Origin of the sequence: Pseudomonas sp. MF4836 (assembly GCF_002018875.1) — a bacterium.
Lineage (GTDB): Bacteria > Pseudomonadota > Gammaproteobacteria > Pseudomonadales > Pseudomonadaceae > Aquipseudomonas.
In genome coordinates, this window is the sequence record NZ_MVOL01000001.1 from 585,336 (window position 1) to 610,857 (window position 25,522).

The window sequence follows — 25,522 nt, forward strand, 5'->3', positions numbered from 1 at the left end:
GTTGCCTGTGTTCTTTTCAACGGCTTGTGTTGTTTGGCAGTAAATCGCCCTGTGTTTATACGAGTGCTCGGTTGCCTTTGATCTTCGTATTGTTACTTCTAAAGCAACTCCCCGCTAATTACGTAATGCGCTTCGGTTTGTCTTTGCCAATCAAACAATATGTAAGTTTCATCGATGATGAGAGAGTCCAAGTATGATCACGATTGATCTGGCGGCGCTTCTAGAGCGTTTACACCCCGTTTGCCGACACGCATTGGAGGAGGCGGGTAGCCTCTGCATCAGCCAGCGTGGTGCGGAGGTGACGGTGGGGCACCTGTTCTACAAACTGCTTGAGCAACCGCTGTGTGATGTTCGCCTGGTGCTGGCTGATGCCGGCCTGGATCTCGACGAGATACGCCATTCATTCGCCACCGCGTTCGCCGAGCGCGATGGTGGGTATGGCCATGCGTATCCATCATTTTCCCCGTTGTTGGTGGAGTCGTTGCAGGATGCGTGGCTGCTGAGCAGCGTAGAGCTGGCTCAGGCCGAGATTCGAAGTGGCGCCCTGTTGCTGGCGACCTTGCTGAACCCGGCGCGCTACCTCCCTCTGGCGGTGATTAAACGTCTCGAATGCGTCAATCGTGAAACCTTGCGCAAGCGATTCTCCGAACTGCTCGCCCGATCATCCGAGGCGCCCGTCTTGACGTCGGCTGAGACAGTCGGTGCTGAACCCAATACCGGCGACAGTACGCTGCAGAAATACGGACATGACTTTACGGCACAGGCACGCGCCGGCGGCGTTGACCCTGTCCTGTGCCGGGATGCTGAAATCGATCTGATGATCGACATTCTCTCGCGTCGCCGTAAGAACAATCCCATCGTGGTCGGCGACGCCGGTGTCGGCAAAAGCGCTGTGGTGGAAGGGCTTGCACAGCGCATCGTCGACAAGCGGGTGCCCGAGCCGTTGCAGGCGGTGCACCTTTGGGGCCTGGACCTCGGGGCGCTGCAGGCTGGGGCGTCAGTCAAGGGCGAGTTTGAAAAGCGCCTGAAGGCAGTCATCGACGAGGTCAAGCACTCCCCACACCCCATCATTCTCTTTATTGACGAGGCGCATACGCTGATCGGGGCCGGCAATGCCGCTGGGGGCAGTGATGCGGCCAACCTGCTGAAACCGGCGCTGGCTCGAGGAGAATTGCGGACGATTGCGGCCACCACCTGGTCCGAGTACAAAAAATACTTCGAGAAGGACCCAGCCCTGACACGCCGCTTCCAACTGGTGCAGTTGGATGAGCCGAGCGTCGAGCAGGCGGTTCATATCCTGCGGGGGCTGCGGGCGGTCTATGAACAGGCGCATCAGGTCTACATTGGCGACGATGCCCTGAAAACCGCTGCGGCGCTTTCGGCGCGCTATCTCTCGGGACGCCAGCTGCCGGACAAGGCCATCGATGTGCTGGACACCGCATGTGCGCGAGTCGCCACGGCCTTGGCTGAGCCTCCGCGACGCCTTTGCGCACTGGAAAATGAACGGCGGCAGGTCGACGCCGAGTCAGAGCAGCTGTGGCGCGATGCCCGCGCCGGACGCAAGCCCGAACTGGCCAGGCTGGAAGCACTGGATGTCACCCGGCAGCAAGTCCAACGAGACATTGAGCAACTGCAGCTTGCCTGGGAACAACAGAAGGTATTGATCGACGAAATCGTTGCCCTGCGTGCCAGTGAACATCAGGACGACACGGCACGACTCCTGGAAGACAAGGTCGCGCTGTTGGCCGAGCTGCAACGCAATGGTGCCTTGCTCCATGCGGATGTGGGGGCCGAGCAGATTGCCCAGGTCATTGCCGATTGGACCGGGATTCCCGCAGCGACCATCAATAGCGATCAGTTTCAACGTCTGGATCAATTGCCCGTTACCTTGCGCGAGCGGGTCAAGGGGCAGGACGCCGCAATCGAGGCCGTTCACCGGCGTCTGTTGACGGCCATGGCCGATCTGCGCCGCCCGGGTACGCCCATGGGCGCCTTTTTGCTGGTGGGGCCGAGCGGAGTGGGCAAGACCGAAACCGCGCTGGCGGTGGCGGATGCACTGTTCGGTGGCGAGCAATTCCTGACTGTCATCAACATGTCGGAATACCAGGAAAAACACACGGTCTCGCGCCTGCTTGGTGCGCCACCGGGTTACGTCGGCTACGGCGAGGGAGGCGTACTCACCGAAGCCATCCGCAAAAAGCCTTATTCGGTGGTACTGCTGGATGAAGTCGAGAAGGCCCACCCGGAAGTCCTGAATATCTTCTACCAGGCTTTCGACAAGGGCGAGCTCGCCGATGGCGAGGGGCGGCGGATCGACTGCCAGAATATTCTGTTTTTCCTCACCTCAAACCTGGGCTTCGATCAGGATGAAGGGCCGTTGTCAGACCTCGACAGCGAGGCGTTGCGGGGTCGTCTTACACAGTTCTTCAAGCCGGCCCTGCTGGCACGGATGCAGATCGTGCCGTTCCGCTACCTGGACGAGGCGACGCTGGAGCAGATTGTCGACAGCCGATTGCAGCGCCTCCAGCAGCAGTTCAAGCAACGTTATGCCGCCCAACTGACCTTCGAACCTTGCGCCAGGACCGAGCTGCGCACGCGCTGCACACGGCATCAGAACGGCGCACGCCTGCTGGATGCCAGCATTGAAGGGGATATGTTGCCGCCGTTGTCGCTGGCGGTATTGAAGCACCTCGCCGGCGCCCAGCCTTTCCAGCGTTCGCGGGTCAGCTGGAGCGGCAGCGCTTTCGCCGCTCACCTGGAGTGATCGCAATGCCCTTGAGCTCCAGGGACGCTGCGGCGCTCGCGCGCATGCTGGTTCAGGCCGAGGGCATTGCGCCCCTCGCGGCGCGCTTCCTGAAAGCAGCCTGCACCATGTCCGGAATACGCTATGGCGTCTGCTATTGGCGAGAGGCGGCTGATGACGGCATGCGGCCCATCGCGAGCCAGGCTACAGCTCTGGAACAGCTTCCGCTGCTATCGCTGCAAGAGTTGGACAACCCGCTGGTCTACTGCCTGAGGAGCGGTAAGGCTCGTCATATCAGCCAACTCGACACGCTGATCGGTGTAGGGCGAGGGTACGAGGAACTCGGTGAGCGGCTGGCGGGCAGCGACGCCTGGCAGGTGTTGCCGCTGTTCGACGCGCAGCGCAAACCTGCTGCGGTGGTGCTGCTGGCGGGGACAGGGGAGGCTCTTCAGGCGTGGCTGGATGACCCAGCCTGGCAGGAGTTGTGGAAACTCTACGACGCTGTGCTGAGCGGGCTCCTGAACAGGAGTGGCGCGGACGAGTTGGCGTTGACCCAGCAGGCCGTTCTGCAGCAGCAGGATGAAGAGCGCGGGCGCCGGCGGCTGCTGTCCGCCGGCTTCATCGGAGCAGGGGCAGCAGCGCGGCGAGTGCGCGAAGAAATGCTGCGCCAGGCAGGCTCTTCGCTGTCGCTGCTGGTCACTGGCGAAACCGGAGCCGGCAAGGACCATGCGGCCTGGCTTATTCATCAGGCGTCATCGCGCAAGGGCAAGTTTGTGCCGGTGAACTGTGCGGCGATCCCCAGGGAACTCATCGAGGCTGAGCTGTTCGGTGCCACCCGCGGAGCCTACACCGGTGCCACCCAGGCCCGCACAGGCCTGGTCGCGGAAGCCGATAAGGGCACGCTGTTCCTCGACGAAATTGGCGACATGCCGCTGCCTCTACAGGGCACGCTGCTGCGTCTGCTCAATGAAAAGAAATTTCGCCCCGTGGGCGCCACCCGTGAACAGTCCTCGGACTTTCGCCTGATCTGCGCCACCCACCGGCCCTTGCCGGAACGGGTGCGCGATGGCTTGTTTCGTGAAGACCTGTATTTCCGCATCCGCCAGTTGGTGTTGCACATCCCGCCGTTGCGCGAGCGCATTGAAGACGTGCCGGCGCTGGTGTCGCACATCCTGCTGGAGCACAACCGGGAGCAGCCCGGCCGGGTAGCGGGCATCTCCGACAATGCCCTCGCGAGCCTGCAGCGCTACGGCTTCCCGGGGAACGTCCGGGAGTTGCGCAGCCTGGTGCTCGCGGCTGCAGAGCGCACTCCCCGAGGCAAGCGCATCCAGACCAATCAATTGGTCGAGCTCGAGAGCAACGGACAACGGCCCGCAGCGGAGCGCGATGCACAGGCGGTGCTGCAGCATTTATGGCAGACCGACAATCTGCCCGCCGCCCTGGCAACGTTCGAACGTCTGCTGCTGGACGACCGTCTGCGCCAGGCTGCCGGATCGCGCCGGCTGGCGGCGATCAGCCTGGGCATTCCCAAACGCACCCTGGCGCGCAAATGCCTGGATCTGAATCTGAATGGAGAAGAGTCACGATGAGAACTTGTGGGGCATTGCTCCTGGTAGTCACGGCCTTGGTGGGATGCGGTGCGGGAAAGGAGGTAGTGGCTGCGGCCCGCGATTGCACCACCATCGTTTCGGCGCTCGAGCGTCTCGGGTGTTTCGATGCCGCAGCGGGAACACCGCCGACTTCTGTAGCGGCTGCAGCGACCCCGATCCCGGCCGTCGAGCAACCTGCATCGGTGGTTGTGCCGGACGTCGTTTCTCTGGTGCAACGCAACGAGTCTCGGCGCAAGGCCGAGCAAACCGGGTTGTTGCTGCTGCGCGTCGAAGATGCGCTGCCGGGGCAAACCAAGGTCGTGATTTCAGCCCCCGCGCTGGGTGGCACCGAGCCTCGGCTGAAGCTGGCGATAAGCTGCCTGCAGAACATCTCCCGCTTGCAGTTGCTCAGCGCGCAACCGCTTGACGTCAACCGGGTCAGCATTCGAATGCTGCTGGACGGACGGCCGATTTCTGCGAGCCGCCCGTGGCAGGTGGTGGAGGATGGCACGGTCACGGATGCCGGTCGCGGTCTGGTGGCCATCGAACAGCTCCGCCATTTGACCCGTCCCGCCCAGGAGCTACGCCTGGAAAGTGACCATGGGCCCTTCGATGGGTTGGCGTTCGACGTCTCTGCGCTGCACGAGATGATCGGGAAACAACGTGAGGCCTGCCGTTGGTGAACAATCAGCCTGCGCTGGACCTCGACACCGTTCTGGCCCCGATAACCGCCCTGCGGCCGGCCGGCGACTTCGATGAGGAAGACAACGCCTACCAGGGCATCGATACCGAGATGATGAAGCTCGGCGGGTTGCAGGAAGCGAGCATCAGCTGGCGCTATGTGGATGACGCTTCACGTCAGTATCTCCAGGCCCATTGCAAGCATTTGCGCATCGCCGCGCACCTGGCGACAGCGCGCATGCGCATCGGTGGCTGGCGCGGCTGGGCTGAGGCTGCGGCACTGCTGGCCGGCATGCTCAGCCAGTACTGGGACAGCAGCTACCCCAAGCCCGGTGCCTCGGGCCTGACCGCCAAGCGACGCTTGATGGCGCAACAGCTTGAGCGCCTGGGCGAAGCCTTGGCAAAACTCGATGAAAAGGGCTTTGCCGAGGAGTACTACAAGGCGGGTCAGCAGGCGTTGGACACACTGCAAGCCAGCGTTGGTCAAACCCGGCTCGATTCGTCTGTCCTGACCCGGCTGGAAGGCCTGCTCCGGCAGAGGGCGGAGACCACGCGGGCGCCCGAGTTGGCGCAGGCGCAACTGGAATTGTCCCCACGCACGACGGCGGTCACCGAGGCCTTCTTCACGCCCTTTGCCCCGGACCCGGGCAACGAACGTGAAACGCGGCGTTCGCTGCTCAGCCTGGCCGATCTCATCAACCAACAGGATGCCTACGATCCGACGGGCTATCTGCTGCGCCGTTTTGCCCTGTGGGCGCACTTGAGCGCGACGCCAACGACTCGCAAGGACACCCTGCGTACGGAGCTGATGGCCGTGCCTGCTGAGACTGCCGACGGCTACTGGGAGGCGCTCAAGGCCAATATGGTTGACCCCGTGATGCTGCTGCGCCTCGAAAAAAGCGTCACCTCTTCTCCCTACTGGTTGCGCGGCAGCTACCTGGCGGCCGGTATGGCCCGTCGCCTTGAGATGCAGAACGTGGCCGAAGCCATCAGGCAGGCCACCGAGCGTTTTTTGGCGAAGTTACCGGCCCTGACCCAGTTGCAGTTTGCCGACGGCCGTCCGTTCGTGGATGGCGAGACGCAGGCCTGGGTCAGTGGGGCCGACGCCCCAGCTGCGAAGCCTGGCGCCGGGCAGCAATACCCCGCGCTGCGCGATGAACTGCGCCATGCGCTGGAGACCTCTGGGGTGGAATCCATGCTTCAGCGGCTTGAGGCGATCCAGCACACGTCGACAGACCCTCGCCATGGCTGCCATGTCATGACCATTACCGCCGAACTGCTGGGCGAGCGCGGGCTGGCCTGGCTCGCGGACGGCCTGTATGCGCGTGCGCATCAGCTGATGCAGGGCGTGTCGGCATCGGAGTGGGAACCGGATCTTTTTCAGCAGCTTCAACAGCATCTGCACTTAGCAACGGAACGCAAGAATTAGGAGCAATCTCATGTTTAATATCTGGTCGAACCTGAAGCGCTATGGCCGGCCTCTCCTGGGCATGGCCAAGCAGGGCATGCCGCTGGCATTGCTGCTGATTCTGGTACTGGCCCTGGCGGGCATCTGGTGGCTGGGGCCGCAATGGACCTGGGGCGAGCATCAGCCCCTGGCCGGTCTCGCCGCGCGCGTCCTCGCGACCCTGGTGCTGCTGGTTCTTCCCTTGTTGGTCTGGGTGAGCCGCCTGCGTCAACGCAATCGGACGCTGGAGGCCGACAGCCACCAGGAACAGGCGCTGCAATTGGACCCCTGTCTACGCTATGTGCAGGCCCAGGAACGCGACCTGGACAACAGCTTGAGCATCCTCCAGGCCAATCTAAAGGGGCGCAACGCCCTCTACCAACTGCCCTGGTATCTGGTGCTGGGCCAGGAAAACGCCGGCAAGACCAGTTTCGTCAACCGCTCCAGCCAGAGCTTTTCATTGACGGGAGAGGTCAAGGCGAGCAGCCGGCGGATGCAGGAAGACCCCGACAGGATCTACCGCATTGATTGGTGGATCGGCGACCAGGGCGTACTTATCGATCCGCCCGGCGAACTGATCAGCCAGCCGCGTATGGCGGCGCCAGCGGATTCGGATCAACCCGGCGAGGAGGGCGATCACCAAGCCGCTGCGCAACCAGCTGCTGCGTCGGTGCTGCCGGAAGATATCCATCCGCGGCTGTGGGACGGCTTTGTCGCCTGGCTGGGGCGCAACCGCAGCCGGCGCCCGCTTAATGGTGTGGTCCTGATCGTCAGTCTGGTGACCTTGCTCAACCAGCAGCCCAGCGACCGCAAGGCGCTGGCCTCGTTGCTGCGTGCACGGCTGGTGGAGCTCAGTCGACAACTGGGGACTCGTCCGCCGTTGTATGTGGTGCTGAGCAAGTTCGACTTGCTCGAAGGTTTCGAGCCGCTCTTCGCGCGGCTGCCGAAATCCGTTCGCGAAGACATCTTCGGCTTCACGTTCACCCTCGATTCGCTGCAGAACTATGACGCCTGGCTCGATGAGCTCGGCGCGCGCTACGACGAGTTCCTCAAGCGCCTGAACGAGCAGGTCTTCGATGCCCTGGCCGACGTCAGCGAACTCGCGCAACGGGAGGCGCTCTATTCCCTGGTCCGGCAACTGACGGGCATGCGCCCATTGTTGCTGGAGTTCTTGAGCGACATCCTGGGCAGCGATCGCTACATGACCCCGGCGTTGCCGCGCGGGGTCTTCCTGTCCTCGGTCTATCAGCAGGGTGTGTTGACCAACGCCTTTGTCGCGTCTGCCTCGCAGAACTACGACATCCGCGAGCCGGTGCCGAACATGCACCCCAGCGGGCGAGCCATGGTCTACTTCGCCCAGCAGTTGTTCCAGCGTGTCATCTACCCCGAATCAGGCCTTGCGGGAGACAACCCGCGGGTCCTCGCCGACAAAAAACGCGCCCTGGCCGTGCGCTTCGGTGTTGCCTCCCTGGGCTGCAGTGTCCTGATTGGCGCTTGGTACCACTACTATTCGGTGAACCGCGACAAGGCGATGAATGTGCTTGAGCGCAGTCGTGCCTACAGCACCCACACCATCGACGGCAAACTGGATCCCACCGGACGCAACCTGTTGCAACCGTTGGATCAGATCAGCAATGCGGTGGCCGTCTATGGCGACTACCGCGATGCCTGGCCGGTGCTCGCAGACCTGGGCCTGTACCAGGGCCGGAAAATCGGTCCCAAGGTGGACCAGGCCTACCTCACGTTGCTGTCGCAACGTTTCCTGCCCGCATTGGCCAGTGGTGTCATGGAGCAACTCGACGGCCCGGCCGTGGACGGTGATGGGCAACTGGCTGCCCTGCGGGTTTACCGGATGATCGAGGATCGAGCCAATCGGCGCTCGCCCGTAGTCGAGCGCTGGATGGACGAGCATTGGGTGCGGGCATTTCCAGGTGAGGACCAAGTGCAGCGCGCGCTGATGCGTCACTTGGACTATGCGATGAAATACGCCGATACCCAGCTGCCCCAGTATCAGGAACGGGTCTCCGTGGTGCAGCGCGAGCTGCGGCAGATCCCGCTGCCGCAGCGGGTGTACATGACCATGCGCCGCCAGGCCGGGGAAACCCTGCGCGCGCCGCTGGATTTGCGCAACGAAATCGGCCCGGCATTCGATGTGGTCTACAAACCCGATACAGTCGGCAGGGGCAAGGAAGGACAAGCCACCGCTGATGGCCGTATCGACGCGTTGCTCACGGCCAAGGGCTACCGCAGCTACTTCGCCCCCCACAGCGAGGACCTCACCGAGCTGGCAATGATCGATCAATGGGCCCTGGGCGAGCGTCGCAATATCGATTATTCCGACGCCGACAAGCGTGCGCTGGCCGATCGAATCCGGGCCATCTACAGCCGTGACTACATCGACACCTGGCAACAGAATCTGAATCAACTGGAGGTGCGCGATTTTCAGGACATTGCCGAGGCGGTCAACGTACTGGCCAGCGTCACCAGCCCGGCCGCGCCCCTGCGCCGCCTAGTGGAAACCGTGCGTGACAACAGCGAACTGGGTACCCGCGTCTTGAGCGCAGTGACGTCCGACGAAGAGGCTGCCTCCGGCCAAGCCATGGCGGTGGCAGACAAGCTCGCGGGCGACACAACGCAGGCGCAAGCCACGCCCATCATCGGCATTGCCCGGGCATTCGCGCCCATGAGCCAATTATTGGATGCCAAGGGCGAGCGTCCGTCCTACCTCGACGAGACCATGCAAGCCATCGGCAGCGTGCAAGACAAGGTGCGAACCGTCCACGACGGCCCAGACCGCGGCAAGGCGGCGCTGGCGGTGGTGCTGGAGCGCTTCGGCCTGAAAGGCCCCGACCCCATCAGCAACCTGCAGCGCATCGCTGCCGGCCTGCCCGAACCGCTGAACCGCCAGGTAGGCAAACTGGCTGATGAATCATCGCGGGTCATCCTGGTGGAGGCGCTGCGGGAACTGGAGCGCCGTTGGGAGACGGACGTCTATCGCTTCTACCGTGAACGCCTGGCCAGCCGTTACCCCTTTAGCCCGGCCAGCCGCGAGGAAGTGGCGCTGGATGACTTCACTGCGTTCTTCGGTCCGCAGGGACGCCTGCAGCAATTTCGCGAGAAGTACCTCAACCTGTTTATCGAGGACAATCTGGAGGCCCTGTATTCCGAGCGCCTGGGTGGCTACCTGGTGCGCACCGACGTACTGACCCAACTGGAAGCAGCCGAAAAAATCCGCGATGCCTTCTTCAACAGCCGTGGCACCTTGGGTGTGCAGTTCTACGTCGAACCACTGGGCATGGCGCCGAACAAACGCAGCAGTTCCTTCAGCGTGGAAGGGCAGTTGGTCTCCTACAACCACGGCCCCACCACCAGCACGGCGCTGATCTGGCCAAACACCCTGGCCCCCAGCAACGAGAGCCGCATGACGCTGGTCAACGCCGGCGGCAGCAGCAGCGGCCTGGTTTACCGTGGTCCCTGGTCGCTCTATCGCCTGCTGAGCCAGGCCCGCCTGCACGGCGCCACCAGCACCAGCGTCGACATCAGCTTCGCCGCACCGGATGGCGGCATGCGCTACCGCATCAGCACGGAGAAGGCGAACAACCCGTTTACCCAGCCACTATTCAAAGGCTTCTCCCTGCCGCAAACGCTGCTGCAGGATGGGCTGCGCAAGAGTGCGGAGAGCGGGCTACCGCCAGAGCCGCTCTCAGGTAAAGGCGGCGAAGCAGGCGCCGCATAAAAGCGACAGGCAGCAGGGTAGAAATAACCAGGTGCGTACGACCCAACAGGCGCACCTGGGACGAGAGATTCGAGTCAGATAGCACGAGTATGGCGTCCGGTTACTACACCGGTCGCCATCACCTTTAACCAAGCTATTGCCATGACGAGTTTTGGTACTTTCACGTGCTGTCGGATGCGCGTCGCAACGCCTAATGCATGGGTGTGGGAAGTGGCTCTATCTATCGGAAATCTCACTTTTATTTCATCCGGCTGAGCCAACTATTTCGGGCGCCAACTTTTATTTTCAGAAAGTCATGTGTTGCGGAGGAGTTTCAATAGCGTCTGTAGTCCAATATTTTTTTGTGCTTCCTGTTTTAATTGTCTGAGCATTCTAGTGGCTTCGTGATTGGCTTGATGAACTTCCCGTCGTCAGATAGTACGAAGTAGCGAGCCAAACAATGAGGCAACTGTCGGTCTGTGGTTTCGCTGTAGGAACGTGCTAGAACTAGAAAGCTCTCTGGGTGAGTGATTAGATCTACTATTGTGACATGTCCGATTTTAGAGCTTTTCGAGCTGGCATGTTGACTTGAAAATAACCTAAGCGCTTGGGATGGTCGTCCGTTGGACAGGTCGGTAAGCGTGTAGTATCTGCATGAAGTTCCGCAGCTGTGTGCTGCTATGTAAAACTTTCCTGCTGTATTTATAGAGGGCGGAGGTACCATTTTCCCCATATTATCTCGCCACATATCACCATCCTGTTTTATAGATGAAGGAATCATCCACTCTCCCGAGTAAATTTCCGCAGGATAGTCGGTGAACTTTGGTATCGGGGGGTTGGCAGCGCATGCATGTTCGGGCAGAAGGACTGCTAGATAATATAGTGCAGCTATCATTCTTGAGTTCACTCGATTTATTGACTTGGTCAGTGAGTGCATTTGTCTCTCCTGATGGAATCCCTAGGCTGGCCTTTTTTGTTATTTAGCGAGTGTTTCGTGGTCCGCTCTGAAATATTCATTAGGTCAAGGTTTGGAGCGGGTTAATAAAGGGGTAATGCTTTTCTGAACAGGGTTGTTAGTCGAGCGGCATGTCCATTTCGTTAACTCGTTGCTCCATTGATTTTGACAAGCATGACGTATCGGCGCCGCATGAGTTTCTCACTTTCAGCCATTCATTTTGTTCGTGTCGTACACGGCTCACATCATTGGGAGTTTCGTTCTTCGTGAAACTCAGAAGCGTGTTGTAGGCTGCTGCCACGCCCTTATCTAGGCCTGCAAGCTCGTGAGACTTGCATATTGCTATTTCGGCATTCAATCTTGCTTTCTCACAAGGAAATGAAGGCGTTGGTTTAGTATTTGGATGTATTTTTTTGAGAATCAATAGTGTTTGATCATACCAGCGCAGCGCAATTTCATCCTCTTTAAGAAAGAATAGCCAAGCCCCATTCGAAAAGTGTTCGTTAGTATTTTTTGCGGAAAAAATCGCTCCGTTCCACGCACCGTCTGAACAGTTGATTTTAATAAACTTTGCATTGAGGTGTTCAGGGATTTCTAGCTTGTAATGTTCAGCTGCTGATTGGTCGACATGTTCGTCATAACCCAAAAGGGAATTCAGCATTTTGCTAACATTTTTGAACTCGACATCCGCTATGGGGGCATTACAAGGTATCGATTTTTCTGGTGTGTTGTTTGAAATGTGTGATTTTTCAAAGCTGAATATTCTCCACCGAAGTGACGGGGAGTTCCAGCCGTAATGAAAGGTGCGCCCTGAAGTTGTGTTGAGGTGAACTTCGCGGACTTCCCATTGGCCTAGCAGTTCTTCAGGGATTGCTGAAGGTGCCGCAGATGCGGTGCCTGTAACAAGCAATAAAATATAGAGAGCTGTTTTTTGTAGTTGAGATTTTATTTTAGTAAATGACCGGTTTATAACGTGCTTGAGGCTGCTCGGTAGGTTTTTCATGAGGCTCATAGCGTCCTCTATAATTGAATTGGTTTCGTTTGAGTGAATATCATATGTCCGAAAAATATCTATGTGTTTCTTGCTTTTAAAAAGAAAGTGATATAGGTAAGTTTTGAATGGCAGCAAAGAGCATTGTGCAGAATTACTCTCAATCGTCGATTTTTACTGGTTGTTGCTTCTAGTCGAATACTGAAAGTTGCTCCAGTCTCATCGTCATTACCTTTGCGAGGCATGATTGATTCTCGCCGCATGCGTTACGCTGGCGCAGCCAGGCTTTTTGTTGTTGCCGCATCTCCAACACATCAATTGATTCACGTAGTGTCTCGTTCAAAAGCAAATCAAAAGCCGAGGCAATGCTTTTGTCTAGGCCGGACAGTTCAAATGATTTGCAGATTGTAATTTCAGTGATGTGTTTCGATTTCTCACATGAAAAAGAAGGCGACGGTTTAGAGGGTGGAGGAATTTTGGAAAGTCGCAAAAGAGTTTCGTCATGCCAGCGTAGTATCATGTATTTTTTATTTAAAAGTAGCAGCCATGAACCATCGGAGTCCTCTTTTTTTGAAGGAAGATACGAGGCGCCAAGCAATTCATTCCATATTTGATTTTCGCACTTTACTATGATGATGTCAGCTTGATAGTTTTTCGGAAGGTTTAATTTGTAATCGTCAATTGGCGAGTTGCGAGATTTTTCTCCATATCCGCCAAGATTGCTTTTCAAGTAGTCATCTAGATAAACACGCTTTTGGGTGGTGCTAGGGTTGTTGCACGTTGTGGTTGTGTTCAATTCGGCGGCTGTTATTTCTTTTTCAGAGAGCGTGAATATCCTCCATCTAAGTAATGGGCTGTCCCAGTGGTAATAGGACTTTCTACCTGACTCTAAATTTGTATGCACCTGAGAAACCTCCCACGTTCCAAGTAGATCTGTTGCAAAGAGTTCGGCCACCGCAGTGGACGGGAAAAGTAAAGGCAAGAACGATATGTAGAATATCTTGATGGCGCTCTTAAGTTCTATGAAAGGGTCCCGGAGATGGTGGCGTTTACTAGTCATATAATATCTTCTTAGGTTTGTAGTCGTACAGCTCTCAAGGAACGTGTCTATGTTCTTACGTGCTTTTGTTGAGATCTCATGTTTGGTATTAAATCCATCGCCTTACTCATCGGGTCCTACTTCTTTCATTCGAGAGGTGTTTGGGTAATTATGGTTCGGCTGTTTTCTTGTTATAACTAAACTGTCTATATTGCCGTGTGTAGGAAGTTTCTATGGTGCAGGTCTGCCACATGGTGTTTAAGGAGGTGTCAGACGGTAATAACGGCCATCATAATAAAATTTATTCATTTGATATGTGGCTGCGGTACCACTTCTTATTTCAATTTCAGGCATACCGTTAGAATAAGAAGGTCGTGCCTCTAAAGAGTATCCGCCATAATTTAAAATTACCATGGCGTTTCCGTTAGCCTTGGACTCTACGATCCACATTGGTCCTAAGGCGGCTCCCCACCCGCAGGCGTTTTCGGTGGTAACGAAGAAAGTCATAATGCTTTTGGATAGCGATATCTTCCTGCCTATTAAGGAACAGCGGAAATTAGAGTAGTCGCTAAATGATGGGTTTGAGATAACGGCATTGCTTATTACGGGCTGTAGTTTTTTCAGGTCTCTATCTTCAATGGTTACAGATGTTTCTTGCGCGATAGCAGGCCATGCAGCAAAGCTTAATAGTGGAACAACTACTAATGCATAGGCTGTTCTCATAATTAGCTCATTATATCCTTGCATATATGCTCCAGATAGAGATCAAATTTTGGCATAACTTCATCCTCGGATATCTTGCGTCCGCCGTAGCTCAGTGAAGGCCCATCGTGGTGGTAAGCATAGGTCATTAAATATACCTCTCTTCCAGAGTAGCGCAGTGCTGCCATTTTTTTGTTATCAATGTAATGTTTTACTAATCCCTCCGAACTCATTTTTGCATCAAATCGTTGCTCATTATCATAGATGCCGTAGGCACGCGCTGTACCATCTACAAACTGGCCTAGACCTGATGCCGATGTTGTGCCTGCGGCAGCGTCAGGATTAAAGCCGGACTCTACTCGAGCTATCGCCAGTATCATTGCGAGGTCGTCTCTAGTGAGTTCGTAGTCCTGTGCGAGCTCAACTAAAATATCAATTACCTGTCGCTGGACCTCTTGGCTCGCATCACCATGGACCCTACTATTTCCTGCTAAACGGTTTGGTCTGTGATCTACAGGTAGCCTGTAATTGCTGTTGGCCGCGATTTGATCTGCCTTGTATGACGGTCCTTTCGCAGCGTACATAACCTTGTAATTAATGCACCTTGTGTTTTTAGGGAAGTTTCCAATTATGGCTACCGAATGAATATGAAAAATAGAATCTTCTTTTGCAAACCCGTCTATCTTCCCCGCTACCTCATCCCACCAAACCAACTCCCCCATGCGCTGCTTTTCACTTTCCCAGGCCGCCCTATTTGACGGAGGAATTTCGGCATCATAGTGCGCCCAAGCCTGAGGGTCGGCTTTCCACTCGGTGGGGTAGCGCAGGATGATTCGGGACAATCGTTGCAGCGTGCTGCGGCTGCGTTGTGCGGCTTGTAGTTCGCCCAAGGTCAGGGCGCCGTCGGGGTGGCTGTCGAGGGTGTCAAAAACTTCCTGCAAGGGGGTATCCAGCTGGTTTTTCTGCAGCGCTTTTTCACCACGTTGGAAGGCTGCCATCTCTGCCAGGGTCAGAAAGTAGCTGCCGTAGGCTAGCGTCTGGGACTCGGCTTCGATGACGCTGAAGTCCACCCATTCGTGAGGCGAATGCACGCTGATGCCTGGGTGGTTTTCTTCTCCGAGCCAGCCGATGGCTGAGGTTATGCCGTCCTTCAGTTGCACTTGCCACCAGCGTTTTCCCGCTTCATCCAGAGCAAAGCCGATGGGCTCGCTGGCAGGGTCTGGCGTGGCGGGGCGTGCCTGTTCCAGGGTTGAAATGGCGAAGTGCTGGGGGAAGGCCCCGTTTTTGTGGCCGTTTGCGGCAAAGGTCAGGGGGTAGCTGTCCCAGCCCTGTGCCACGTCCAACAGCAGCAGTTTCTGTTTGCCCAGGGGGTACAGGCCGCGGTAGGTGTTCTTGGCGATCCAGATCGGTGTCTGGTCGCTGACATCGACAAAGATGCCGCGATAGCCTGTGGCACCGGCTTGGCCAGCGGTTCCACGCCTTGCCTCGGCAATGATGTCGGCAGCGGTATAGGCGCCGGTGTTGCTGTGGCGGTACAGCCTGGCTTCCCGTGCCCCGGCGGGCAGCTTCGCCGTGCGATCGATCCATTGCAGGGTGGCTGCGGGTTTGACGTTGACATAGACCGCATCGTCCGGTGGGGCGCTCTCCAGCTCGATGACCGTGCCTGCACTGAGGAGGCCGGATTGGGCGGGTGCCAGTACGGCGTTGTATAGCTGGGCGCTGGGTGCCATCCGCAGTAGGGTCTTGTGTTCCGGTTTGGCCGATTTCGCGGCGGCTCTGCTCTTGTGCAGATAGGCCGGCAGGTCGGGGCCGACGATGATTTCGTGGTGCAGCATGGGTCGGGAAGAGCCGGGGTCAGCTATTCGTTGATATTCACCGAGGTGCCCAAGCAGTGCTCCCGCTTTGACTTTAAGTGGGGGAGTGGGGAAGACAACTTCGTCAAAGGCATCCGGCACCTGAGACTGTTCTGTCAGGCTTTTGAGAAACACCCAACCGTCAATGGCTGCGCTGGTTTCCGGTGCGGCATCGCCTGTGTTCAATGGAGCCATGTCGCCTTCGATCAGCGCCTGGATGCGCACCCACTTCCTGTCATGGATCTCTCTGCCAATGATTCTGGCCCCGTGCGGGAGAATGCCGAGGATAGGTGTAGTACCGGCTAACGGTTCGGCGCGCACCCGCAGTCCGGTCATTCTGGTTGCTGCAGAACCCGCAGTTGCGTCTTGCTTGTCATCGGCCTGTTCCGAGACGCGGTAGACCTTGGCCGTCCAGTAAGGTGGGCGCTTGGCCCGGGCGCCCAGGCGCTCATATTCCTCAAAGGACCGCAGGTGCATGGCCAGGCAGAAGTAGGTCAGCTTGTTGCCAGCGGGGTACTCGAGTGAGTGTCGGGTCAGTACGAAGCCCGAACTGTAGAGCACCTTGTCCGACATGGGCGGTGTCGCCCGGCCACGCACGCCGAGGTAACGGCGGTTGACTCTGTAAGCCACCACTTCGCCTTTGGCAATGGCGCCTATTCCGTCGACGAGGGCCAGGGTGTTGGCCATGGCGGACTCGTAGTGAATACCGCAATGCACGCCCGACGGGCCCAGCGGGTAGTAGCCGCTCGAGGCCATGGTGAGGGCGTCGTAGTAGAGGTCGGCGTTGCGTACCTCTTTGCCTGCCTGGTCCTTGAACGGAAACTTGAATGTGGCCATGGCTGCTGCGTTTCCTTAGGCATCGCCGGAGAAGGAGGGGAGGAAAGAAGCGTCCGCTTCTTCACCTGTTGCCACGTCGCTCAACAACGACATCGAGTTGCCCTTGCCACCCCCCTGTTGAGTCATCGGGCCTTTGATGTTGATGGCGACGCCGTCCAGGGTGATGCCGCCATCGTGCAAGGTGATGGTGCCGCCGGGGCCGCGCAGGCGGACGATTTCCCCGGCCTGCAGGTCGATCACCTGCGAGCGATGACGAATCGCCTGACCTGCCTGCAGTTCGGATCGACCTTCCACGCTGTGTTCCTGATGCCCGCCGATGCTAACCCAGTGATTGGCGGTGGTCTTGTCGCGGCGGTGATTGCCGACCTCTTCGTTGCGGTCTTTGCCGGTGCGGATGCTGTGATTGCGGCCGATGCTCAGGGTGTCGTCCTGGTCGATATCGTGGCGGCGGTCTTGGCCGATATTGACTTGTTCATCGTTGCCGACCGTCTCTTTGCGGTCGTGGCCGATGCTGATGCTTTCGTCGTGTTCGACTTGTTCGCTGCGATCATTGCCAATGAAGGTGGTCTCGTCGTGATTGATATGGATGTTCTGGTCTTTCTGCGCGTGGACGTAGATTTCCTCCTGGTCCTTTTCGTCCTCGAAGCGCAGTTCGTTGAAGCCTTCGACCTTGTGGGTCTTGCTCTTGATGGTCATCCGGGTCTTGTGCCAGGGCAGTTCGTAGGGCGGCAGTTGCAGGCGGTTATAAGTGCGGCCGGTGATGATCGGTTGGTCCGGGTCGCCGTCGAAGTGGTCGACGATAACCTCCTGGCCGATTCGCGGGATCGCCATATGGCCCCAGGTGGCGCCGGAGATGTTCTGTGAAACGCGGATCCAGCAGGAGCTGTATTCGTCCTGCTTGCCCTCGCGGTCCCAGGGGAACTGCACCTTCACGCGGCCGTATTCGTCGGTATAGATTTCTTCCCCCGGTGGCCCAACCACCAGCGCATTTTGCGGCCCGTCGATCAGTGGCTTAGGCAGCGGTTCGGCGCGCCATTCGGCATCATCGGGGACCAGTTCGGCCTGGTAGCTGTATTGCGTACCCAGCTGCGCCTCGGCGCTTTCTTCAGCCTGGCTGGTGTGCTGCTTGCCATGGTGAACGATGTTCACCGGACGCCAGCCACGGTTCATATCTTCCCGTGGGTGGCCGGCCAGAGTGAAGGAAATGCCCGGTTGCAGGCGCGGATCATCACCCTCCACCAGGGCCATGCGCGCATCACGGCGGTGACCACGCAGGCGGTTTTCAGCGAAGGGCTTGCCGGCCTCATCAAACTTGGCGCGGGCCGGGTAATCGTAGCGTTCGTATTGGCGACCTTGATGGTTGAGATCGACGCCATCACGGCTGTGCTGATGGCCATAGCGCGGATGGAGGAAGGTGTAATCGCGCTGAGTCTGGCGTGCCGTACGCACGTTTTCGCTATAGGCGAATCGGCGAAGTGCAGGCTGAGGCTGATCACCGCCGGGCGTGGGATTGTATTGCACCGGCTCATCGCCCACCCGACCGTGGATAAACAGGCGGTCGCTGTGAACCAGTTGGTGACCTTCGGCACTGTGTCGAAAGGAATAAAAGAACCCTTCCTCGCGCATGATGCGTTCGACAAAGTGGTAGTCCGTATCGCCCGCCTGCACGCAGTACTCACGTGACAGATGCTCGTTGGTGACCCGTTGTTCGTAGTCTTGAGTCAGCCCGTGAGCCTTGAGCACCGCCTCGGTAATCTGCGGCACGGTAAGGGTCTGAAAAATTCGCCAGTCCGAGCTGAGCTTCAACCGCGCCAAGCGTGGCTCGACCACCGCCGAATAGCGCGTACGCCTGAAGCCGCTGTCGTGCTGCACGAAGGAGGACACGGCGCCATGCACGTAACGCATTGGTGCATCGCCGTGCCAGAGGGTCAGCAACGCCGGTCGATCCAGCACCTGCCCAAAGTCGATGGCCGGATTGGCGCTGCTCAGTTCGACGCAAAGATGAAAGGTCTCGGACAGCGCTTCATGCAGCGTGAACTCAACAACCTCAAAAGACTCGTTACCAATACTGAAGGTAAAGCGCAGGTCGGATTGGGTAGGCATGACAGGCTCCGTTGCAACCGGGGTCAATGCCCGGATCATCGATCAGCGCAGAGTCGGCACGGCCGGCGCACTGGGCGTCGGTCGTGCCTTTGGCTGGGGTCAGGATTCCTGCGGTTTGCGCCAGTCGTCCGAGGCTTCGGTGCCGGCGATGGCGTGGGTCCAGGTGATCTTGCGGTAGGCCATGGCGACCTTGATCAACTGGGTGTAGCCGGCCTTGCTCGGGTCCTGGGCGTGGGGCAGGGCGGCGTTGATGTTGACGATGGTGGCGTCTTCCAGCTTGGTGGTGAAGAAGTGCTCCTGCTTGCCTTCGGTGGAGGTGCGGTACCACTTCACTTCCACTTCCGGGAGCATCTCGCCGGAGGCCAGAGCCTGGTACAGCAGCGGGGTGGCCTTGTTCAGCGGCGCGGTGAAGATAAACGGCTTGTGTACACGCTGGCCGGAGGGCTGGCCGCTTTGGGGGTCGGTCGGAGTGGCGATCAGGTGTTCGATTTCCTGGACCAGGATCTGGTCTTCGTGGCCTTCCTGGTAAACGTTGCCGACGGAGTCGGCGGTGAAGGCGCCCTGGGTGATGTTGCCCTGGGTCTTGCCCTGGATACTGATATAGGCGGGAGTAGACATTGGCTGCTTCCTTGTAGGTTTGACGAATAAGGCTTGATGGGCCGTGATGCCATCGGTGATGACCCGGGCCTTATCGCAAACCCTGTGCCAGTCTTTCTTTTTTCTTGTATTTATCATTTAAAAACAACGGCTTATGAGTTTTATTCGGCGGCTGTCGACGGTCTTTAAACTCGTCCAATTGCGCCAGGTGTTTTTATCGCCGGCTTTTCGGGCCTGTTCTGGCTCGAATATCGATAACCTGTTGAAAATGAAGGAATAAAAATCAGGCCAAGAGTGGCCTTGCGGGCCAGATGTGGCCCGCAGCCAGGTTTATGCTCAGTGGACCAGGGCTATGGCCGCTGGCTCATGGAGAAATACCGGCGCCAGCTTTCCCATTGTTTGCGATGGCATTGGCGGCGGGTTTTGTAAACAATGGCGGCCCATTCAAGGGGCAGCCCGCCAGCGCCTCTGTCATTTGTCCAGTTACCGAGATATGCATGCCGTCGATTGCCGATACCTGTTTGCCTCGTCCATGCACACGCGAGGCCACGCAATGAGCGATACCACTGTCGAGTTGATCCAGACCGGCCCTGAGAACGCCGAGCTGATTCGCAACCTCTATCAGTTCTATGCCTACGAGTCTTCGGACTGGGAACAGGAAGACGTTGAGCCGGACGGGCGTTTTTACATCCACGAGGAGCACTTGGCCCGCTACTGGCAAGAGCCGCAGTGGAGCGCCAACCTGTTGCTGGTCGACGGCTATATCGCCGGCTTCCTGCTGATCGAGGGCAGTGAGCTGCCGGGATTGAACGCCCTGGAGCTGGCAGACCTGTTCATTCTCAAACGCTACCGGCGCAAGGGCATCGGCCGCGCCTTGGCGACTCAGGTGCTGACCAGCGGCGAGAGTAATTGGCTGGTGCGTTTCTATGACCAGGACGAAGCCTCCCAGGCGTTCTGGCGAGCAGTGCTCGACGACCTGCCGCGTCCGGTGCAAGCCATCGAGCTGGATGACGACCCGCAGTTGCTGAGTTTTCTGGTGACGCGGGCGGTGCATTGAGTGGCCAGCACAGCACCCCAGGCGCACGCCTGCCCATGAGCTCGTTGCTGGATGACTGGCTCGCCTACCGTCAGGGCCGGGCTGACTTCGACAAGTCGCATTTTCTCGGGCTGTTCAAGGCGTACCCGGGGGATTCGCAACTGAGCCGGATCCTGTCCGGCTTTCCCCAGGCCCTGGCCATCCAGGAGCGGGCGCGCCAGGTGCTGGCGTCCGGATCCCTGGAGCACAGTCTGTATCTGCTGCCGACCCCGGGCACCGATCAGGCACGGCTCAAGAGTGCGGCGCTGGAGTGGTGGCACGAGCAGGCACGTTTCTGCGTGGCCACTGGCGGCCCCTGGCCGGAGCAGCCCGACTGGCAGCCACAGGTGCAGTGCGTCAGTCGTGATGAGCTGTACCCGTTATTGCAGCGCGATGTGCCCAATGCCTGGGTGTTCGAGCATATCGCCGATGCGCTGATCGACGACCTGAAGGACGCGGACGCCCAGGTGCACGCCTTGCTCGAAGCGCTGTATGGCATCGCGGCCGACTATTACCTGGCCTGGTACATCGCCACGCCGCTGATTGCCCTGGACATCGATTTTTCCCGCTACTTCGAGTTTTGGCGCCAGGGCGGCATCAGCGTGGTCCTCGAGGACCGGCTGCTGGTGGCCGGCTGACCGGCACCCGCACCGGCGACCCCTCAAGCCACCTGCAACACAATCTTGCCGATATGCTCGCCGCCCTCCATGCGTTCGTGGGCCTGGGCAGCCTCGGTGTAGGGGTAGACCTTGTCGATCATCGGCAGGCAGCGGCCGGCCGCCAGCGCCGGCCATACGTGCTGCTGCAGGTGCGCGGCGATGGCGGCTTTTTCGGCGCCGGTGCGCGAGCGCAGCAGCGAGCCGGTGACCACCGCGCGCTTGCCCATGATCGCCATCAGGTCGATGTCCTTGGCCCGGGCGCCGCCGAGAAAGCCCAGCATCACCAGGCGCCCTTCGAGGGCCAGGGCCGAGACGTTACTGTTGAGGTAGGAGCCGCCCATGATGTCGAGAATAACATTCACCCCCTGGCCGGCGGTTTTTTCCGCGATGACCTGGGCAAAATCCTGCTCGCGGTAGTTGATCGGCTCGGCGCCCAACTGGCGGATCACCGTGCATTTGTCGGCGCTGCCGGCGGTAGCGAAGGCCTCGATGCCCAGCTCCCGGCACAGCATCAGGGCGGTGGTGCCGATGCCGCTGGTACCGCCGTGGATCAGCACCCGCTGGCCCTTGTGGGCGCCGCCGATACTGAACAGATTGGCCCACACGGTAAAGAAGGTCTCCGGGATCGCGGCCGCCTGGATCCACGACAGGTCACCCGGGATCGGCAAGGTCTGTCCGGCCGGCACCGCGCAATACTGGGCGTAGCCGCCGCCGTTGGTCAGGGCGCAGACCCGGTCACCGAGGGCGAACTGGCTGACGTCGGTGCCCAGGGCCACCACTTCACCCGCCACCTCGAGTCCGGGGTTCGGATTCATTCCGGGCCTCATCGGGTAATGGCCGCTGCGCTGGAGCACATCCGGGCGGTTGACCCCGGCGGCGTGCACGCGAATCAGCACGTCACCCGGGCCCGGCGCCGGCAGCGGGACCTCGCGCGGTTGCAGCACGTCGGGGCCGCCGGGTTCGGTGATTTCAATCAGGGTCATGGTCTGGGGCAGGTGCATGTCGATGTCCTGTGGCAAAGGGTTCATGGGTGGGACCGCAGCCGGGGGCCGGTGATTCAGTTCAATACCGGCTCAAGCCGCTCGCGGCGTTGCACCAGGCGCAGCGCCGGTTCCAACAACAGAGCGATGACCAGGGCGCCGGCGGCGATGAGAAACAGCAGGGCGTGCTGGCCGCCGCTGGCGTTGAAGAGGCTCGAGTAGGCGAAACCGGCGATGGCCTGGAAGGTGGCGAACGACACCGTGGCGCGGCTCCAGGCGATCTGTTGCAGGTGATGCCGGGGGATCAGCTCATGCACCCGGGCCAGGGCCAACGGCACGATGCCCGGCGGGAACGAGCCGAGAATCACCGCCAGCACCGCCAGCAGGGTGAAGGAGCTGGACACCGCCAGCAGGCCCATGGCAATCGCCTGCACCACCAGCACCAGGCGCATGCTCAGCCGGGCGCCCAGATGGTCGGCCAGAAAGCCATAACTCACCGGGCCGATGATCGCGCCCAGGCCGTACAGGACCCAGATCAGCGCGCCAATGTGCGACCCGGCACCCAGGCCGCGCGCCACGTAATCCACCAGGAACACCATGGCCGGCACCAGCCCGGCAGCCATAAAGGCGTATTGAGCGAACAGCAGGTAGACGCTCGGGTCGTGGGTGGCCGCGGGCGCCGGGGTTGCGACAGGCGCTGCATGCAGCGGGTCGGTTGTCGGCCAGGCGAACCAGGTGGCCGCGCTCAATAGCAGCGACAGCAGGCCCAGGCCCCACCAGGTTTGTTGCAGGCCCAGGCTCAGCAGCGGTGGCACCAGGGTCCCGGAGCCGGCAATGCCGAGGCCGATGCCGAGGAAAATCGCGCCGCTGGCCAGGCCCCGACGCGCCGCCGGCACATGGGGCAGTACGGTCGAGGCCACCAGCACCATGATCGCGCCACCGGCAATCCCCGACAGCAGGCGCCAGCCGAAGAACCAGGCCACCGACAGCGGAAAACCACAGGCAAAAAACGCCAGGGTCACCGCCAGCATCATCAGGCGCAGGGCGTGGGTGTTGGAGGTGCGCCGGGCCAGGGGCCGCCCGAGCAAGGCGCCGAGCAGGTAGCCCACCAGGTTGGCGGCACCCAGGTACACCACATCGCCTGCGCAAAACCATTGGGCCTGGATCAATGCCGGAATCAGCGGGGTGTAGGCGAACCGCGCCAGGCCGATGCCGACCAGGCTGGCGCAGAGGCCGGCGAAGATCGGCAGCCAGATGGCCTGGCGCCGGGCGTCCGGGGCAACAGAGGGGCTGAGCATGACAAAGGTCCTGTGGGTTGATTCAGGCGCCCAGCATAACGACCCTGATCGATGCAATAATGCTGCGATTTCGCGCCTTCGTGATGCGTATATGCATCACAATCGAGTGCGCATAGGAGCAAATCAATGAATTGGGATGACGCTCGGGTGTTTCTGGCGGTGTGCCGCGAGTCGACGCTGCGCGGTGCGGCAAGGGTGCTGGGAGTGGATCAGGCCACGGTCGGACGGCGGGTCACGGCCCTGGAAAAGTCCCTGAGCGCGACCCTGTTTCTGCGCACCTCCGACGGCTACGCACTGACCGCGGTGGGGGAAGCAGCGTTACAGGCGGTGGAGAAAATGGAGCATTCGGCCCTGGAGCTGGAGCGGCAGATCCAGGGGCTGGACGATCGCCTGACCGGCAGTGTGCGGGTCAGCACCACCGACTCCTTGGCCATCGATTTCCTGATCCCGGCAATTGCCCGCCTGCATCAGCGGCACCCCGATGTGCGGGTGCAACTGGACGCCTCGACGCAGATCCTCAGCCTGGCCAAGCGCGAAGCCGACATCGCGGTGCGAAACACCCGGCCGGATAACCCGGACCTGATCGCTCGGCGCATCGCGCGCTGGCCGGTGGGGCTGTTTGCCTCCCAGGCTTATGTCGAGGCCCACGGCGTGCCGGAGCCGGGTTCGGCGTTCGCTGGGCATGACCTGGTGGTGTATCAACCCTATCTGCAGGGCAACAAGGACCTGACCCTGGTCGCGGAGCCCATGACCGGTGGGCGCATTGTCGCCAGCCTCAGCTCCAGCCTGCTGGTGCGGCGCTCGATTGGTGCCGGGATCGGCCTGGGGGAGATCCCGGTGCCCATGGGCCAGCGCGACGGCCTGGTGCGGCTGTGGCCCGAGCGCAACCGCGCCACGCCCTATGACGTATGGCTGGTGACCCACGCCGACTTGCGCCACACCGCACGGGTGCGAGCAGTGATCGAGGAGATCGTCGCGGTGTTTGGCGACGCCGGCGGGTAGGGCGGCAACAAGTCAGCACATAGCTGCAATTAACCCATTGCCCCAGGGCGCAAGATCGAGGCATGGGGCGGTCCGATGGCGGGCTGCCTGTTTCCACTCGATCAAGGGTAACGGCATGAAAAAATCTCTGGTGGGCACGCTCGGCCTGACGCTGGCATTGGCGTCCGGTATCTCCCTGGCCGAGGCCCCGGCCCAGGTCGGCACCCAAGTGCCGGGTTACTTTCGCCTGGCGGTGGGGGATTACGAGGTGACTGCGCTGTTCGACGGCTATAACGACCTGTCGCCGACCTTGCTCAAGGGTCTGAGCCAGAGCAAGATCCGCGCGCTGCTGGCCCGGCGCTCGATAGAAACCCCGGGGGTGCAGACCGCGTTCAATGCGTTCCTGATCAACACCGGCAAGCAGTTGATCCTGGTGGACACCGGCGCCGGCCAGTGCATCGGCGCCACCGCCGGCATGCTCTCGGCCAATATCAAGGCCGCCGGCTACGACCCATCCCAGGTCGACACCATCCTGCTGACCCACCTGCACCTGGACCACGTGTGCGGCCTGGTCGACGCCGGGCAGCAGCCGGTATTCGCCCATGCAACGGTGTTCGCGGCCCAGGCCGAGGCCGCCTACTGGCTCGATCCCAAGGCCCTGGCCAAGGCCCCCGAAGGCGCCAAGGCCTACTTCAAGATCGCCCAGGACTCCACCGCGCCCTATGTGGCCGCCGGCCGCTTCAAGACCTTCGCCCCCGGCCAGTCGCCGGTGCCCGGTGTCGAAGCCGTGCTGGAACCCGGGCACACCCCGGGCAGCACCACTTACCGCTTCACTTCCCAGGGCCAGAGCATCCTGTTCATGGGCGACCTGGTGCATAACCTGGCGGTGCAGTTCGAGCATCCCGAGGTTTCCATCGGCTTCGACGTCGACGGCCAGCAGGCGATCAAGAGCCGGGCCAAGGTGTTCAGCGCCGCCGCCGCCAGCAAGACCTGGGTCACCGCGGCGCACCTGCCGTTCCCCGGCATCGGCCACATCACCACCCAGGGCAAGCAGTTCCAGTGGGTGCCGGTGGAGTACGGTCCTTACCGGCGTGCAGCCAAGGTGCCTTTGATCGAGTAGGGCGCGCAGTTCCCCAGGGCAACTGTTGGCCTGGCAACAGCGATTCGGCAATTTGCCCATCCACGCCCCGTGCCCGCCGCCACGGGGTGTTGATCATCGGTAGCGGGAGCCCGGCGCAGAGCGGCGGCTGCCGTGGCTTGGGGGCGCAGCAACAACG

General features: G+C 60.0%; 17 protein-coding genes. 9 read left to right on the plus strand and 8 right to left on the minus strand.

All coding sequences use genetic code 11. The features are described from left to right. Positions 1–193 precede the first annotated feature (193 nt). The 5 genes from tssH (at position 194) to tssM (ending at position 10,196) form a co-directional block, all read left to right on the plus strand. A complete protein-coding gene (gene tssH, locus MF4836_RS02650) occupies positions 194–2,764 on the plus strand; it encodes a type VI secretion system ATPase TssH (protein ID WP_078468976.1) in 2,571 nt (856 codons plus the stop codon). Positions 2,765–2,769: 5 nt separating this feature from the next. Continuing rightward, on the plus strand, positions 2,770–4,332 hold the full coding sequence (locus tag MF4836_RS02655) for a sigma 54-interacting transcriptional regulator (protein ID WP_078468977.1): 1,563 nt from the start codon (positions 2,770–2,772) through the stop codon (positions 4,330–4,332). Positions 4,333–4,397: 65 nt separating this feature from the next. Further along, on the plus strand, positions 4,398–5,015 hold the full coding sequence (vasI, locus tag MF4836_RS02660) for a type VI secretion system-associated protein VasI (protein ID WP_078469143.1): 618 nt from the start codon (positions 4,398–4,400) through the stop codon (positions 5,013–5,015). Continuing rightward, positions 5,012–6,442 carry a type VI secretion system protein TssA gene (tssA, locus tag MF4836_RS02665; protein ID WP_078469144.1) on the plus strand — a complete coding sequence of 477 codons (1,431 nt, stop codon included), beginning with the start codon at positions 5,012–5,014 and terminating at the stop codon, positions 6,440–6,442. The genes vasI and tssA overlap by 4 nt, the downstream gene beginning before the upstream one ends. A gap of 10 nt (positions 6,443–6,452) precedes the next feature. Next, a complete protein-coding gene (tssM, locus tag MF4836_RS02670; RefSeq protein ID WP_078468978.1) occupies positions 6,453–10,196 on the plus strand; it encodes a type VI secretion system membrane subunit TssM in 3,744 nt (1,247 codons plus the stop codon). Positions 10,197–11,248: 1,052 nt separating this feature from the next. On the opposite strand, the gene MF4836_RS34855 is transcribed toward tssM, so the two are convergent. From MF4836_RS34855 to MF4836_RS02685, 6 genes are all read right to left on the minus strand, one after another. Continuing rightward, positions 11,249–12,142, minus strand: coding sequence for a lysozyme inhibitor LprI family protein (locus tag MF4836_RS34855; protein WP_153050182.1), 894 nt, complete (start codon positions 12,140–12,142; stop codon positions 11,249–11,251). 169 nt (positions 12,143–12,311) lie between these two features. Next, on the minus strand, positions 12,312–13,181 hold the full coding sequence (locus tag MF4836_RS34860) for a lysozyme inhibitor LprI family protein (protein ID WP_153050183.1): 870 nt from the start codon (positions 13,179–13,181) through the stop codon (positions 12,312–12,314). 237 nt (positions 13,182–13,418) lie between these two features. Further along, positions 13,419–13,907, minus strand: coding sequence for a hypothetical protein (locus MF4836_RS34865; protein WP_153050184.1), 489 nt, complete (start codon positions 13,905–13,907; stop codon positions 13,419–13,421). Beyond that, on the minus strand, positions 13,886–16,552 hold the full coding sequence (locus MF4836_RS02675) for a lytic transglycosylase domain-containing protein (protein WP_078468980.1): 2,667 nt from the start codon (positions 16,550–16,552) through the stop codon (positions 13,886–13,888). Before MF4836_RS02675 ends, MF4836_RS34865 begins: the two co-directional genes overlap by 22 nt. A gap of 15 nt (positions 16,553–16,567) precedes the next feature. Further along, entirely contained in the window at positions 16,568–18,655 is a 2,088-nt protein-coding gene (locus MF4836_RS02680; protein ID WP_078468982.1) for a type VI secretion system Vgr family protein, read from the minus strand. A gap of 99 nt (positions 18,656–18,754) precedes the next feature. Next, positions 18,755–19,273 carry an Hcp family type VI secretion system effector gene (locus MF4836_RS02685; protein ID WP_078468984.1) on the minus strand — a complete coding sequence of 173 codons (519 nt, stop codon included), beginning with the start codon at positions 19,271–19,273 and terminating at the stop codon, positions 18,755–18,757. Positions 19,274–19,805: 532 nt separating this feature from the next. On the opposite strand from MF4836_RS02685, the gene MF4836_RS02690 reads away from it, so the two are divergent. Both MF4836_RS02690 and MF4836_RS02695 read left to right on the plus strand, forming a co-directional pair. Further along, a complete protein-coding gene (locus MF4836_RS02690) occupies positions 19,806–20,309 on the plus strand; it encodes a GNAT family N-acetyltransferase (protein ID WP_102047875.1) in 504 nt (167 codons plus the stop codon). 35 nt (positions 20,310–20,344) lie between these two features. Then, the gene (locus MF4836_RS02695) at positions 20,345–20,965 is read left to right on the plus strand and encodes a hypothetical protein (RefSeq protein ID WP_078468987.1); all 621 of its coding nucleotides are present in this window, start codon (positions 20,345–20,347) and stop codon (positions 20,963–20,965) included. A gap of 23 nt (positions 20,966–20,988) precedes the next feature. Here the strand turns inward: MF4836_RS02695 and MF4836_RS02700 are convergent, their stop codons facing one another. Together MF4836_RS02700 and MF4836_RS02705 are read right to left on the minus strand one after the other, a co-directional pair. Continuing rightward, complete coding sequence (locus tag MF4836_RS02700) at positions 20,989–21,987, minus strand: NAD(P)H-quinone oxidoreductase (protein WP_078469145.1); 999 nt, start codon at positions 21,985–21,987, stop codon at positions 20,989–20,991. A gap of 56 nt (positions 21,988–22,043) precedes the next feature. Next, positions 22,044–23,264, minus strand: a complete 1,221-nt coding sequence (locus MF4836_RS02705) for a YbfB/YjiJ family MFS transporter (RefSeq protein ID WP_078468988.1) — start codon at positions 23,262–23,264, stop codon at positions 22,044–22,046. A gap of 126 nt (positions 23,265–23,390) precedes the next feature. Here MF4836_RS02705 and MF4836_RS02710 point away from each other — a divergent pair, with 126 nt between their 5' ends. Together MF4836_RS02710 and MF4836_RS02715 are read left to right on the plus strand one after the other, a co-directional pair. Beyond that, positions 23,391–24,266, plus strand: coding sequence for a LysR family transcriptional regulator (locus MF4836_RS02710; protein WP_078468990.1), 876 nt, complete (start codon positions 23,391–23,393; stop codon positions 24,264–24,266). Positions 24,267–24,381: 115 nt separating this feature from the next. Further along, positions 24,382–25,365, plus strand: coding sequence for an MBL fold metallo-hydrolase (locus tag MF4836_RS02715; RefSeq protein ID WP_078468991.1), 984 nt, complete (start codon positions 24,382–24,384; stop codon positions 25,363–25,365). Positions 25,366–25,522 lie beyond the last annotated feature (157 nt).